The 13,143-nt window shown below is 59.7% G+C and carries 15 protein-coding genes; 4 read left to right on the top strand and 11 right to left on the bottom strand.

From position 1 onward, the window contains the following. Window positions 1-108: 108 nt before the first annotated feature. The 11 genes from PIB16_RS04080 to PIB16_RS04030 form a co-directional block, all read right to left on the bottom strand. The gene (locus PIB16_RS04080; RefSeq protein ID WP_271045042.1) at window positions 109-1,332 is read right to left on the bottom strand and encodes an MFS transporter; all 1,224 of its coding nucleotides are present in this window, start codon (window positions 1,330-1,332) and stop codon (window positions 109-111) included. Window positions 1,333-1,352: 20 nt separating this feature from the next. Further along, window positions 1,353-1,850 (bottom strand): transcription antitermination factor NusB, encoded by a 498-nt coding sequence (nusB, locus tag PIB16_RS04075; RefSeq protein ID WP_004441180.1) that lies wholly within the window; start codon window positions 1,848-1,850, stop codon window positions 1,353-1,355. A 4-nt stretch (window positions 1,851-1,854) separates the two neighbouring features. Next, window positions 1,855-2,334, bottom strand: coding sequence for a 6,7-dimethyl-8-ribityllumazine synthase (locus PIB16_RS04070; protein ID WP_003520804.1), 480 nt, complete (start codon window positions 2,332-2,334; stop codon window positions 1,855-1,857). Between the two features lie 131 nt (window positions 2,335-2,465). Continuing rightward, window positions 2,466-3,098, bottom strand: coding sequence for a LysE family translocator (locus PIB16_RS04065; protein ID WP_271045041.1), 633 nt, complete (start codon window positions 3,096-3,098; stop codon window positions 2,466-2,468). 294 nt (window positions 3,099-3,392) lie between these two features. After that, complete coding sequence (locus tag PIB16_RS04060) at window positions 3,393-4,004, bottom strand: riboflavin synthase (protein WP_059752541.1); 612 nt, start codon at window positions 4,002-4,004, stop codon at window positions 3,393-3,395. Beyond that, window positions 4,004-5,248 (bottom strand): bifunctional diaminohydroxyphosphoribosylaminopyrimidine deaminase/5-amino-6-(5-phosphoribosylamino)uracil reductase RibD, encoded by a 1,245-nt coding sequence (gene ribD / locus PIB16_RS04055; protein ID WP_271045040.1) that lies wholly within the window; start codon window positions 5,246-5,248, stop codon window positions 4,004-4,006. The genes PIB16_RS04060 and ribD overlap by 1 nt, the downstream gene beginning before the upstream one ends. Before the next feature lie 2 nt (window positions 5,249-5,250). After that, complete coding sequence (nrdR, locus tag PIB16_RS04050) at window positions 5,251-5,730, bottom strand: transcriptional regulator NrdR (RefSeq protein ID WP_003496675.1); 480 nt, start codon at window positions 5,728-5,730, stop codon at window positions 5,251-5,253. Window positions 5,731-5,742: 12 nt separating this feature from the next. Continuing rightward, window positions 5,743-7,032 carry a serine hydroxymethyltransferase gene (gene glyA / locus PIB16_RS04045; RefSeq protein ID WP_020809946.1) on the bottom strand — a complete coding sequence of 430 codons (1,290 nt, stop codon included), beginning with the start codon at window positions 7,030-7,032 and terminating at the stop codon, window positions 5,743-5,745. 198 nt (window positions 7,033-7,230) lie between these two features. Then, a complete protein-coding gene (locus PIB16_RS04040) occupies window positions 7,231-8,562 on the bottom strand; it encodes a L,D-transpeptidase family protein (RefSeq protein ID WP_003520799.1) in 1,332 nt (443 codons plus the stop codon). Between the two features lie 366 nt (window positions 8,563-8,928). After that, window positions 8,929-9,438 (bottom strand): transcriptional regulator LdtR, encoded by a 510-nt coding sequence (gene ldtR / locus PIB16_RS04035; protein ID WP_026363448.1) that lies wholly within the window; start codon window positions 9,436-9,438, stop codon window positions 8,929-8,931. 234 nt (window positions 9,439-9,672) lie between these two features. Continuing rightward, window positions 9,673-10,110 carry a DUF6163 family protein gene (locus PIB16_RS04030; protein WP_003496683.1) on the bottom strand — a complete coding sequence of 146 codons (438 nt, stop codon included), beginning with the start codon at window positions 10,108-10,110 and terminating at the stop codon, window positions 9,673-9,675. A gap of 174 nt (window positions 10,111-10,284) precedes the next feature. Between PIB16_RS04030 and hemB the strand changes: the two genes are divergently transcribed. The 4 genes from hemB to PIB16_RS04010 all read left to right on the top strand — a co-directional run bounded on the left by hemB (window position 10,285) and on the right by PIB16_RS04010 (window position 13,097). Then, window positions 10,285-11,298 carry a porphobilinogen synthase gene (hemB, locus tag PIB16_RS04025; protein WP_269830780.1) on the top strand — a complete coding sequence of 338 codons (1,014 nt, stop codon included), beginning with the start codon at window positions 10,285-10,287 and terminating at the stop codon, window positions 11,296-11,298. Window positions 11,299-11,395: 97 nt separating this feature from the next. After that, on the top strand, window positions 11,396-11,854 hold the full coding sequence (locus PIB16_RS04020) for an RDD family protein (RefSeq protein ID WP_035217820.1): 459 nt from the start codon (window positions 11,396-11,398) through the stop codon (window positions 11,852-11,854). A 178-nt stretch (window positions 11,855-12,032) separates the two neighbouring features. Beyond that, window positions 12,033-12,791: an arginyltransferase gene (locus tag PIB16_RS04015; protein ID WP_003520795.1), complete on the top strand. Its 759-nt coding sequence runs from the start codon at window positions 12,033-12,035 to the stop codon at window positions 12,789-12,791. Window positions 12,792-12,851: 60 nt separating this feature from the next. Then, window positions 12,852-13,097, top strand: a complete 246-nt coding sequence (locus tag PIB16_RS04010) for an AbrB/MazE/SpoVT family DNA-binding domain-containing protein (protein WP_080852274.1) — start codon at window positions 12,852-12,854, stop codon at window positions 13,095-13,097. The last annotated feature ends 46 nt before the right edge of the window (window positions 13,098-13,143 follow it).

Below are 13,143 nucleotides of genomic sequence, written 5' to 3'. Positions count from 1 at the left end.
CCTCCCAAGGAAAAATGTCCTCGGAGCGGAGATTGCGTTGGCGCGAGGTGCCGCGTCAAGCCCACAAATTTGCCTGAAACTTGAAAGGAGTAGAGTGCGGCGCGCGACTCAGGCTGCTTTTTTGCGGCTTGTCAGGACGAGCGACAGGACAAGCAGAAGGCAAAGCCCGGCAACCGGCCAGATGACGAGGTTCATCACCGACCAGCCCCAGGCCGTAAACACCTTGCCGGAAGAGAAGGATGACAGCGCCACGGTGCCAAACAGCACGATATCGTGGAAACCCTGCACCTTGTCCGCCTCATGCGGGCGGTAACTGGAGGTGATGATGGCGGTTGCGCCGATAAAACCGAGATTCCAGCCGAGGCCGAGCAGGATGAGCGCCGCCCAGAAATTCCACAGCTCTATGCCCATATGGGCAACGATGGCGCAGGCCATCAGCACGATCAGGCCGACTGCCACGATTTTTTCCGCACCGAATCGGGAAATCAGCATTCCGGTGAAGAAGCTCGGGCCGAACATGGCGAGCACGTGCCACTGGATGCCGAGCGTGGCGAGTTCGGTGGGGAAACCGCAGCCGACCACCATGGCGAGCGGTGCGCCGGTCATCATGAAGGTCATCAGGGCATAGGAACCGATGCCGCAGATCATGCCGGTGACGAAGCGCTGCGTGCGGACGATTTCCGACAGCGGCCTTACGGATTCGACATGGGCGGCCGCAGCCTTGGGGTCGGGCAGTTTCAGAAACGCCAGAATGGCGATCGAAACGAGGCCGAGCGGAACGAGCGCCAGAAAAGCGCCGGCAAAGGTGACCGGCGCAAGCAAATCCTTGCCGAAGATGGCGAGTTGCGGCCCGACAATGGCGGAAATGATGCCGCCGGCCAAAATCCAGGAGATCGCCTTATGCTTGTAAAAGGATGGAGAGGCGTCGGCTGCGGCGAAACGGATTTTTTGCGTAAAACCGCCGGAAATGCCGATCAGCAGCAGGCCGACGGCAAACAACCAGAAATCCGAACGGAAGAGCGCCACGGCGGCAATGCCGCCGCCGATGGAGCACATCAGCGCGCCGACCATGAAGCCTGCCTTGCGGCCAAGGAAGCGGGATGCGGCCGCCACGCAGATCGCGCCAAGCGCAACGCCGATATTGAAGCCGGTGAGAGGCGCGGTCGCCAGCGACTTATCCGCGCCGAGCAGCTGATAGCCGGCAAGTGCGCCGACCGAAAAGCTTAAGGGCGCAGCCGATCCCATGATCGCCTGCGCGATGGTGAGGAGAAAGACGTTGCGCTTCGCCTCGTCCAGTTGAACTTCAAGTCCGGGGACGGAAACCGCGCTCATCTCTTCCTCACCTTTTTATTTCAGCGTTTTGCCTCGCCGCGCACCTGCTTGGCAATGCGGTCAAGCACCGCATTCACCAGCTTGGGCTCGTCATGCTCAAAGAAAGCACGGGCGATTTCAACATATTCCGTGACGATGACGGCGACCGGCACGTCCTTGCGCTCGAGAATCTCGAAAGTGCCGGCACGCAGGATGGCGCGCACGGTGGCATCGAGGCGCGACAGCGGCCAGTCTTCCAGAAGGGCGGAGCGCACCAGCGGGTCGATCTTCGTCTGATCGCGGACGACGCCGGAAACGATGGAACGGAACCAGGACGGGTCGGCCTTCAGATAGGTATCGCCGTCGACTTCCTGCCCGAGACGGTGCGCCTCGTATTCGGCCACGACTTCCATGACGCCGGTTCCGCCGACATCCATCTGGTAAAGCGCCTGCACGGCCGCAAGGCGGGCCGCGCCGCGCTGGTTGGCGGGCTTTACCGAAGGCTGGCGCGGTTCGCCGCCATTTTCAACATTCGACATACGTTCAGCCACCCAGTTTTTTCTTCAGCTCGATCATCGTCAGCGCCGCACGCGCTGCAAAACCGCCCTTGTCCTTGTCGGAACGACGCACACGTGCCCATGCCTGCTCGTCATTCTCGACGGTGAGGATGCCGTTGCCGATCGGCAGCGATTCGCTGACGGCGAGATCCATCAGGGCGCGGGAGGATTCGTTGGAAACGATGTCGAAGTGGTAGGTCTCGCCACGGATTACCATGCCAAGCGCAACGAAACCGTCATATTCCGTGCCGTCATTGTCAGCACCGTCAAGCGCCATGGCGATGGCGGCGGGGATTTCCAGCGCACCGGGAACGGTGATGACGTCATAGGTGGCGCCGGCTTCATCGAGCGCGAATTTCGCGCCTTCGAGAAGGGCATCCGCCATATCGTCGTAAAAACGTGCTTCCACGATAAGAAGATGGGGTTTGGACATGATATTTTCCTGAAAAGCTTGATGCCGGATCATACCGGCTTTTGCGGCGGTCAAACCACGGCTGGCCATTTTTGGCAAGTAATTTCATGTGTCAGCGGCGCAAGGGGCCGCGTCTGCAAGGCATTTGGCCGGGTTTTACACCACCCGGCCCGGCTCCGCGACAATCAGGTTTTCTGGAAGGCGAGATGGACGCCAAGCCCCATCAGCACCGTTCCGGCAACGCGACGGGCGAGCACCTGCACCGTGCCGGAACGCTTCAAACGCCCAACCATGGCGCCCGCGAGAAGCACCCCGACGAGATCGGCCGAGGAGAAAATGAAATTGACGGCAATGCCGAGGATCAGCAATTGCAGCCAGACCGGAAAGGCTGCCGCAGGGTCCACGAATTGCGGCAGGAAGGCCAGAAAGAACAGTGCTGTCTTCGGATTGAGAACATCGACGATGATGCTGTCGATAAAGGCGCGGCGCGCCGATTTCGGCTCGATGGTCAGATTGACCGCCTCGCCTTCGAGCTTGCTGCGCAGCATCGAGAAGCCGAGCCACACAAGATACAGCGCGCCGCAGAGCTTCACGGCGAGATAAAGCCACGGCACGGCCTGAAACAGCACCGAAAGCCCTGCCGCAGAGGCAAAGATGTGGAAATAGCAGCCGACATGGATTCCAAGCACCGCCATCAGCCCGGCAAACCGTCCGCGCGCCATGGTCTGCGCCGCCGCATAAAGCATGGCCGGACCGGGGATATAGGCGAACAAGGCGGTGGTTATAAAAAAGGCTGTCAGCAGTTCGAAGGACGGCATGATGTATTTCCCCTACCCCGTTTGGCTCGCGGTCGATATCAAACGGCCTAAAAAGTCCTATAGCGTTTCCAGCTTCATCGGAAGCGGTGCATGAGAACAATTGCAATATGCCGCGATTTCAGGTGTTGGCCACTCCCTTTCCGTCATTCCGGCCTTGAGCCGGAATCCAGACAACGCGCGTCTGCGCGGCGGGAAAAGTTCTTTCATCCCAAAGACTTGGCCTGGCTGGATTCCGGCTCAAGGCCGGAATGACGGAGGAGGCGTCGGTGCGTCTCCTCTCCGAAGCTCGTCACATTACGCTGACGGAAATTCCGCAAGCCTAGCGGCATAACGCGCCATGGTATCGACTTCGAAATTCACGAAATCGCCCGGCTGGCGTTCGCCCCAGGTGGTGACAGTCAGCGTGTGGCGGATCAGCAGCACGTCGAAATCCGTGCCTTCGACGGCGTTGACGGTGAGCGAAGTGCCGTCGAGCGCCACGGAACCCTTGGGGGCCACGAATTTCGCCAGATGCTCCGGCGCGCGCAGGCGAATGCGCACCGCCTCACCTTCCGGCTCCACCGAAAGGATTTCCGCCCTGCCATCGACATGGCCGGAAACGATGTGGCCGCCAAGCTCATCGCCGATCTTGAGCGCCCGCTCCAGATTGACGTGGGTACCCTTTTGCCAGCCGGCAATCGTCGTCAGGCGCAGCGCCTCTTCCCAGGCCTCGACCTCGTACCAGCGCTCATTGCTGCCATCTTCCGGCAGTCTCGTCACCGTCAGGCAGACGCCGCCATGGGAGATGGACGCGCCCATATCGATGGTTTTGGGGTCGTAATTTGTCGCCACCCGCAGACGCACGCCCTCGGCCAGGGCTTCCAGCTCGGACACGGTTCCGACGTCGGTGACAATTCCGGTAAACATCAAATCGGCCTTTCATAATCGAAGCAGCGATCCGGCCCGTAGGCGGTCTCGCTTACCAGAGCATAGTCGCCCGGAATATCGGCACGGTTGAGCGGCGTTTCAATGCCGCCCTCACCGATCACCACCGGGCTTTCGAACAGCATGATACGGTCCACCAGCCCCGCTTCAAGGAATGATTTTGCGGCAAAGGCACCGCCTTCGACCAGAAGTTCCGACATGCCGCTTTCGGCGAGGATGTGGAGGAGGTTTTCGAGCGTTGGGGCTTCGAGAATCTGGACGCCGGCGTCGGTGAGGAGTTGGCGGCGGTGTTCGGGGCTACCCCCCTCTGCCCTGCCGGGCATCTCCCCCTCAAGGGGGGAGATCGATGGGGCGCTGCCTTGCCTGACCTTGAAGGTTGACGAATGAGAGGTGGAGTCGAAATTTGAGCGAGCGGCCAGCCCCTTGCCGATCTCCCCCCTTGAGGGGGAGATGCCCGGCAGGGCAGAGGGGGGTAACGCCGCAACGATCACCGGCACCTCCCGCGCTGTCTTCACCAGCTTCGATGTCAGCGGCAACTCAAACTGCCGATCCAGCACGATGCGAACCGGCGAACGATCCCCGAGACCGGCTATTCGCACCGTCAGCTCAGGATCATCCGCAATGGCGGTCCTGATACCGACGAGGATGCAATCACAACGCGCCCTAAGCTCATGCACGGCATGGCGAGCCTCGGGACCGGTAATCGCCACCTGCCCCTCGCCTTTCCTGCCGATCATGCCATCGGCGGAAACGGCAAGCTTCAGAATCACATGCGGGCGTTTTTTCACCTGACGCGTGAGGTAACCGGCCAGCGCCCTCTTACCCTCATCCCGCAACAGGCCGGTTTCCACGACAATACCGGCATCCCGTAAAATCGTATAACCACGGCCTGAAACACGCTCGTCCGGGTCATCCACCGCCACCACGACGCGGGCGACGCCGTATTCCACCAGGGCATTGGCGCAGGGCGGGGTTTTGCCCCAGTGCGAGCAGGGTTCGAGCGTCACATAGGCGGTGGCGCCGCGCGCCGCTTCCCCGGCGATTTCCAGCGCCTGCCGTTCGGCATGGGGGCGGCCGCCAATGGCGGTCACGGCTTCGGCGATGATTTTTCCGTCTTTGACGAGCACGCAGCCGACGGAGGGATTGGTAAGCGTCTGACCCTGATGGCGGAGAGAAACCTCGATTGCCCGGGCCATGAATCTTTCGTCATCGGCACGGGTGGTCACGGCTAGACTCCGGCGTCCGTATCGCGGGCGATCTTGGCGTTGATTTCGGCAATCACGTTTTCGAAATCCTCGGCATGGCTGAAATCGCGATAGACCGAGGCGTAACGCACGAAGGCCACGTCATCGAGGCTCTTCAGCGCTTCGAGAACCTGCAGGCCGATTTCTTCCGAGGGAATTTCCGTCTCGCCCGAACTTTCCAGGCGGCGAACGATGCCGGAGACGGCACGCTCGATCCGGTCGCGATCGACCGGGCGCTTGCGCAGCGCAATCTCGAAGGATCGCACCAGCTTTTCCCGGTCGAAGGGCAGCTTGCGGCCGCTTTTCTTGATGACCATCAGCTCGCGCAACTGCACGCGCTCATAGGTCGTGAAGCGGCCGCCGCAATCGGGGCAGATGCGCCGCCGGCGGATGGAGGTGTTGTCCTCCGCCGGGCGCGAGTCCTTGACCTGTGTGTCTTCGGAACCGCAGAATGGGCAGCGCATCGTGTTCTTTCCTTACATGTACGGATACATCGGGAAACGGTCCGTCAGGCCGACGACCTTTTCACGCACCGCAGCCTCGACGGCGGCATTGCCCTCATCCGAATTGGCAACCTTCAGACCATCGAGAACCTCGACGATCAGCTTGCCGATTTCGCGGAATTCCGCTTCCTTGAAACCGCGCGTCGTGCCGGCCGGCGTGCCGAGACGGACACCGGAAGTGACGAAGGGCTTTTCCGGATCGAAAGGAATGCCGTTCTTGTTGCAGGTGATGTAAGCGCGGCCGAGCGCTGCTTCCGCGCGCTTACCGGTGGCGTTTTTCTTGCGAAGATCGACCAGCATCAGGTGGTTGTCGGTGCCGCCGGAGACGACATCCAGACCGCCTTCGACCAGCGTTTCAGCCAGCGCCTTGGCGTTCTTGACGACCTGAGCGGCATAGTCCTTGAACTCGGGCTTCAGCGCTTCGCCGAAGGCGACCGCCTTGGCGGCGATGACGTGCATCAGCGGGCCGCCCTGCAGACCGGGGAAAACGGCCGAGTTGAACTTCTTGGCCAGATCCTCGTCATTGGTGAGGATCATGCCGCCGCGCGGGCCGCGCAACGATTTGTGCGTGGTGGTGGTGGCGACATGGCAGTGCGGGAACGGCGACGGATGCTGGCCACCGGCGACGAGACCGGCGATGTGGGCCATGTCGACCATCAGGTAGGCGCCAACTTCATCGGCGATTTCGCGGAAGCGCTTCCAGTCCCATACACGCGAATAGGCGGTGCCGCCGGCGAGAATGAGCTTCGGCTTGTGTTCCTTGGCCTTGCGCTCCACCTCGTCCATGTCGAGCAGGTTGTCGCCTTCACGCACGCCGTAGGAGACCACGTTGAACCACTTGCCGGACATGTTGACCGGCGAACCATGCGTCAGGTGGCCTCCCGAGTTCAGATCGAGGCCCATGAAGGTATCGCCCGGCTGCAGGAGCGCTAGGAACACGGCCTGGTTCATCTGCGAACCGGAGTTCGGCTGGACGTTGGCGAAGTTGACGCCGAACAGCTTCTTGGCGCGTTCGATGGCGAGTTCTTCAGCGATGTCGACGAACTGGCAGCCGCCGTAATAACGCTTGCCCGGATAACCTTCCGCATATTTGTTGGTCATGATCGAACCCTGCGCTTCGAGCACGGCGCGGGAAACGATGTTTTCCGAGGCGATCAGTTCGATCTCGTGGCGCTGGCGACCCAGTTCCTTCTCGATCGCGCCGAAAATTTCCGGATCGACATCGGCAAGCGGACGGGAGAAGAAAGCATCTGTGTTCGACATGGTGAAGGCTCCTGAAACAGTAATGCGATGGCGTCTTAGCGCCCTGCCCCGACAAGAGCAATACGGGCAGCGAGATTTGCCCGTCAAACTGCGACGTTGCGACAAAAAACGACAGATGTTTTCAGAAAATCGCCAAGAAAAAAGCCGCACCCGAAGGTGCGGCTCATGGTGATGGAATGAAATGGCGGCGATGCCGGATCAGTTGCGCGGCAACAGATCGTCATCCACCGGGCCGGCGGGCTGTTCCATGCCGCTCGTGGTGTTGAGCGCCAGTTCGGCGTTGCCATCCTTTTCATAGATGTCGTCGCGGAACTGCACCACGCCGTCCTTCGCCGACCAGGCGGTGATGTAGACGAAATAGACCGGGATTTCCTGCGCCAGCTTGATCGGCGTGTTGACGCGGGTGGCGATGACGCGTTCCATTTCCTGACGCGACCAGCCGGGCGTGTCGCGCAGCAGCCAGCTCGTCAGGTCGCGCACGTTCTGCACGCGCACGCAGCCGGAGGATTCGAAACGCATCAGCTTGTTGAACAGGCCCTGCTGCGGCGTGTCGTGCATATATTCGTTGTTCGGATTGTGGAAGTTGATCTTCGTGGACGACATGGCGTTGATCTTGCCGGGGTCCTGACGGAACATCAGGTTCGGCGCCTTGGGCGCGAACCAGTCGACTGCGGTCGGCGAAACTTCCTGTCCCTTGCCGTCGATGAGGCGGATGTTGTTCCGCTCCAGATAGGTCGGGTCCTTCTGCATCAGCGGCACGATGTCCTTTTCGACGATCGAGCGCGGCGCGGTCCAGTAAGGGTTGAGGATGACTTCGTAAATCTTGGAATTGATCACATGCGTCGGGCGGCTGGCGCGGCCGACGACGGCCGTGTTGCGCAGCACGACGCGTTCATTTTCAACGGCTTCGATAGCGGCAGCCGGGATATTCACCATCAGGTGACGCTGGCCGAGATCGCCGGACATGGACTGGATGCGAACGAGGTTGGTCTGCAGCTGTGCCAGACGGATCTGCGCGGAAACATTGAGCGCCTTCGTGGTGTATTCGCCGCTGACGCCATCGGCCGGAAGGCCATGACGGGCCTGGAAACGCTTCAGCGCGCCATCGACGTAGCTATCGAAGGCGCTGGAAATGCCGGCTTCGCGCGGCAGGTCGCCGGACACCATCAGTCGCTGGCGAAGCGCCTGTACGGAAGGATCGGAGACACCGATCTGGAGACGCTGCTGGGATGCCGGCACTTCCGGCCAGCCGCCATTCTGCACGATCTGCTGATATTGCATGATCGCCTGCTGCATGTAGACCGGCGCTTCGCGTCCGAGAACCGGATTGTTGGAAACGACGCCCACGGCCGAACGCGACGTATTGGCGTCGAACTGGTCATCCCAGTTGCCGCGACGCGAAGAGCCCATGAGATCGTTGAGCGCGTTCTGCGCAAAGGCCGGCGCGGCAAGCGCGGCGGCGCCAACGGAAACGGCCGAACGCAGAAGCGCGCGGCGCGATACGGAATCGGAAACGGATTTCTTTGTCATTCTACCTACCAGCCACTCTCTTCGGCATTCTCAACAATGCCTAAATCAATATGATTAACAAACACGTACAACGTGTCTGCCGGCTGGTGATACTCAACACCCATCCGCTGGGCGCTATTGTCTGGCAGAACAGTCGGGACTTGCCGCGACAGCAGGAGAAACAGCCGGCTCCTTCGCCCTTGCCGGTCCCATATCAATATGGCCGATTCGTGTCACGGCCCTATTCTCACGAAGCTTTGTTCGCCTGAGAAACAGGGCGAAGGCTCAAAGAAGGGCTGGGCTTGACACGCAAAAACGTCAGACGCGGAATCCGCAAGCCGGGAGCAAAAGGATGCTCCCGGCTTAAACAGTGAAATCGTCGCGATATTACAGGCGGTAAGCGATCGAGTCGTTCCAGAAGCGATCGAGGCGCTGCAGCAGCTTGTTCATTTCGGAGAACTCGCCGGTGCCGATGCCACCGACCTTTTCGATCGAGCCGACGTGGCGTTCATAAAGGCGGGCAACCGTTTCGGCGATTTCCTGGCCCTTTTCGGTCAGGCTGATGCGGACCGAGCGGCGGTCGACACGCGAGCGCTGGTGGTTGATGAGACCGAGATCGACCAGCTTCTTGACGTTGTAGGAGACGTTCGAGCCGAGGTAATAACCACGCGAACGAAGCTCGCCGGCCGTCAGTTCGGAATTGCCGATGTTGAACAGCAGCAGGGCCTGAACGGCGTTGACGTCATCGCGACCCTGACGGTCGAATTCATCCTTGATGACATCGAGGAGGCGGCGGTGGAGACGTTCCACCAGGTGCAGCGACTCCATGTAGAGCGAGCGGATGGTATCTTCATGTGCATCGGCAACAACGGCCTGGGGCTTAACTTTGCTATTGATCATGACTGCCTCACTGTTTTGTTTGGCGGTGTGTTTGTTTGTCTCCCGCCTTGAGTGAGAACCTAATCAATGCGCATAAAATTCTACTTAAAAGCTACGATTAACAAATGGTTACCTGCATTTTCCCCGGAGGGCCCAACTTGTGGCGAAGCGGGAATGGTCCAAGGTCATCTATTATAAATCAATGACTTAGCTATGAAATGCGGCCCAAAATCAGGCCGAATTGCTTTATTCTTATGGTAAATCAATTCTTGCGCGTTCTTCATTCTGGCGCTGATCCAGCCAGAAAGCGACCAGGAATAGTATATAAATGGTTGCCACAAGGCCGTGCATGACGGGTACGAGCGTGTTGGCGCCGAAGATATGCGGCCACACCTTATACATGGCGATCTGCGCACCCGCGCCCATGACCCACATGACCGCGCCCCAGGAGGCCCCGAGCCATAGACCGAGTGCTGCAACAGGGAAAATAACGGCCAGCGCACTACCGGCCACGCGCCAGGGCAGGTTCAGCATATCGAACCGCCCATGGCCCCCAAGCGAATAGCCCGTCAGCATCGCCCAATATTGCAGGCCGAACCAGAAACAGGAAACCGCGACCAGCCTCATGAAGACCAGAAAGAGGATTTCGGTAAGCGGGCGTTTCGGCAGAGGTTGAGAATCAGGTTCCATGGCCGGAAGATACGGTCTCGACGAACGGGCGACCAGCCCATATTGAATCCCGCCGCCTGCCTTGTCAAAGCATCATCGTCATCGCAGGACGCCGATGAGGGAAGATTGTCGCATTCGCATGGGCCAAGCTTCATGCTATGCAGCTTTCCAAATTTGATCGAAGGACATTCTTACATGCAGGACAAAACGCATCTGGTCGACGAGATCACCGGCCATCGTCGCATGCGGCGCAATCGCAAGGCGGATTGGACGCGCCGTCTGGTGCAGGAAAGCCGCCTCACCGTCGACGATCTCATCTGGCCGGTCTTCATTGTGCCGGGCAGCAATATTCTCGATCCCATTCCGGCGATGCCGGGCGTCAACCGGATGAGCGTCGACAAACTGGTCGAAGCCGCGAAAGAAGCCGCCGATCTCGGCATTCCGGCAATCGCGACCTTCCCGAACATCGAAATGGAGCTGCGTGACGAGACCGGTTCCAACGCGCTCGAGGCGAATAATCTCATCAATCAGGCGACTATCGCGGTCAAGAAAGCCGTTCCCAATATCGGCATGATCACCGATGTCGCGCTCGATCCCTTCACCAGCCACGGTCATGACGGCATTCTGCGCGGCGACGAGATCGTCAATGACGAGACGGTAGAACAGGTCGTCAAGGCGGCGATCCTTCAGGCGGAAGCGGGATCGGACATTATTTCTCCATCGGAAATGATGGATGGCCGTATCGGCGCCATCCGTCGGGGTCTCGATGCCGCCGGGCACCAGAATGTCGGCATCATGTCCTATGCGACGAAATTCTCTTCCGGTTATTACGGTCCCTATCGCGAGGCCATCTCCACGGCCGGACTGCTGAAAGGCGACAAGAACAGCTATTACATCAGCCCTGCCAACGGCATGGAGGCGATCCGCGATGCCGCCCTCGACGTGGAGGAAGGGGCCGACATGCTGATGGTCAAGCCCGGCCTGCCCTATCTCGACATCTGCTGGCGGCTGAAGGAGAATTTCGGCCTGCCGACCTTCGCCTATCAGGTGTCCGGCGAATATACCCAGATCAAGGCAGCCGCGATGAACGGCTGGATCGATGGCGAACGCGTGATGATGGAAACGCTTCTCTGTTTCAAGCGTGCCGGTTGCGATGGCGTTCTCACCTATTTCGCTATCGAGGCCGCACGTAAACTGGCAAAGGGCTAAGACCCGCACTTATTGTATTCGGTCGTTTTCTTCCCATATTGTCTGCTGACACGGCACTCATGCCGCGCTGTCATGCCTTCTCAGGAGAAAACGACCGATGAGCCTCGACCAGAACCCCACCTATGCCGCACCGGATGACTGGCGCGCCTATAGCGGCGTCCTGAGCCGGCGGGTCTTCGCGTTCCTGATCGATTATGCGATCGTTCTCCTGCTGTGCATTCCGGCCGCGGTCATCGTCTTCTTCCTCGGCGTGATTACCCTCGGCCTCGGCTTCTTCCTCTATCCGGCGCTGTTCGTCATCGTTGCGGTGCTTTATTTCGGCATGACACTCGGCGGCCCCTCGCAGGCGACCCCCGGCATGCGGGCGATGGGGATCGCCATGGCGCGGATGGACGGGCGGCGAATCGATTTCCTGCTGTCGACCGTTCACATCGTGCTTTTCTGGGTCATCAACTCGGTTTTGACGCCGCTGATCCTGCTTGCAGGCCTGTTTACCGAGCGCTCGCGCCTCGTTCACGACTTCCTGCTCGGCACCGTCATCGTCAGAACGCGCTGATATTGCGGAAAGCCACGTAAACGTGGCTTTCAAACCCCGCAAATGCCGCATCTCGCAGTTGACGTTTTCCGGCATTTTGCCATTCTGTGACATTATGCATGTCGCTTGAAGCGCCGCCGCCAACCCCGTGAAATCGCGGCGCGCTTTCATAACAGACGCAGGAGGCGATCACGGTTCGATGAACACGCAGGCGACGCCCTCTCCCCAATTCTATCTTACGGCGCCGGCCACCTGCCCCTATCTGCCGAACCAGATGGAGCGGAAGGTCTTCACCCATCTGGTCGGCCCGCGCGCTTCGGAAATGAACGATCTTCTGACCCAGGGCGGTTTCAGGCGCTCGCAGAACATCGCCTATCGCCCGGCCTGCGAAAACTGCCGCGCCTGCGTGTCCGTGCGCATCCTGACCGAACAGTTCCAGCCCACGAAATCGATGCGGCGCGTTCTTGCCGCCAACAGGGATGTCGTCGCCACCGTTCATGCCGCCGAGCCCTCCACCGAACAATTCGCCCTGTTTCGCCGCTATCTCGACCACCGCCACCAGTCGGGCGGCATGTCCGACATGTCGGCGCTGGACTATGCGATCATGGTGGAAGACACGCATGTGAACACCCGCATCATCGAATATCGCGTGCGCGAACCCGGCTCCGGCATCGATTCCAGCAAGCGCGGCGAATTGCTTGCCGTGGCGCTCAGCGATGTGATGAGCGATGGCCTCTCGATGGTCTATTCCTTCTTCAATCCCGATCTCGAAAAACGCTCGCTCGGCACCTTCATGATCATCGATCACATCACCCGCACCCGCGCGCTTGGCCTGCCGCATGTCTATCTCGGCTACTGGGTCGATGGTTCGGAAAAGATGGGCTACAAGACCCGCTACCATCCGCAGGAGCATCTGACCCCACGCGGGTGGGAGGTTTATACGCCGGAAGAAAAGTAACGGGCTGGTCCAACCGTCAAAATCGCATGCTAAACTCCAATCAAACTTGGAGTATTTCAGATGAAAGCAACCATTTGCGAGTTCGGTGAAGAGGCAGGCGTCGTCATCCCGAAGGATATGCTTGAACGGCTTGGCTGGAAGATTGGCGACGTTCTCAGTTCAAGAACTGACGGCAACGTACTTGAATTGCGAACTGCTGAGAGCCCGAACGAAGAAGCAACAGGTGACTTTGATCGTCAGCTGGAACATGCACGGCAAGCGATGCGCAAGTACCACGTTGCTTTAAAAGCGCTCGCGAAGTCATAAGCACTCGGTCGTTTGATTGCCAAACACATGAGATTGAAAACGTCCC

It is taken from the genome of Agrobacterium sp. ST15.13.015 (assembly GCF_027871645.1).
GTDB lineage: Bacteria > Pseudomonadota > Alphaproteobacteria > Rhizobiales > Rhizobiaceae > Agrobacterium > Agrobacterium leguminum.
Note: the sequence above shows the minus strand (reverse complement) of the source record. Positions and strands in the feature narration are given on the sequence as shown.

Excerpts from the sequence above, each read along its gene's own strand:
- PIB16_RS04080 (WP_271045042.1), bottom strand. The coding sequence starts at position 1,332 with ATGAGCGCGGTTTCCGTCCCCGGACTTGAAGTTCAACTGGACGAGGCG.
- nusB (WP_004441180.1), bottom strand. The coding sequence starts at position 1,850 with ATGTCGAATGTTGAAAATGGCGGCGAACCGCGCCAGCCTTCGGTAAAG.
- PIB16_RS04070 (WP_003520804.1), bottom strand. The coding sequence starts at position 2,334 with ATGATCCGGCATCAAGCTTTTCAGGAAAATATCATGTCCAAACCCCAT.
- PIB16_RS04065 (WP_271045041.1), bottom strand. The coding sequence starts at position 3,098 with ATGCCGTCCTTCGAACTGCTGACAGCCTTTTTTATAACCACCGCCTTG.
- PIB16_RS04060 (WP_059752541.1), bottom strand. The coding sequence starts at position 4,004 with ATGTTTACCGGAATTGTCACCGACGTCGGAACCGTGTCCGAGCTGGAA.
- nrdR (WP_003496675.1), bottom strand. The coding sequence starts at position 5,730 with ATGCGCTGCCCATTCTGCGGTTCCGAAGACACACAGGTCAAGGACTCG.
- glyA (WP_020809946.1), bottom strand. The coding sequence starts at position 7,032 with ATGTCGAACACAGATGCTTTCTTCTCCCGTCCGCTTGCCGATGTCGAT.
- PIB16_RS04040 (WP_003520799.1), bottom strand. The coding sequence starts at position 8,562 with ATGACAAAGAAATCCGTTTCCGATTCCGTATCGCGCCGCGCGCTTCTG.
- PIB16_RS04030 (WP_003496683.1), bottom strand. The coding sequence starts at position 10,110 with ATGGAACCTGATTCTCAACCTCTGCCGAAACGCCCGCTTACCGAAATC.
- hemB (WP_269830780.1), top strand. The coding sequence starts at position 10,285 with ATGCAGGACAAAACGCATCTGGTCGACGAGATCACCGGCCATCGTCGC.
- PIB16_RS04020 (WP_035217820.1), top strand. The coding sequence starts at position 11,396 with ATGAGCCTCGACCAGAACCCCACCTATGCCGCACCGGATGACTGGCGC.
- PIB16_RS04015 (WP_003520795.1), top strand. The coding sequence starts at position 12,033 with ATGAACACGCAGGCGACGCCCTCTCCCCAATTCTATCTTACGGCGCCG.
- PIB16_RS04010 (WP_080852274.1), top strand. The coding sequence starts at position 12,852 with ATGAAAGCAACCATTTGCGAGTTCGGTGAAGAGGCAGGCGTCGTCATC.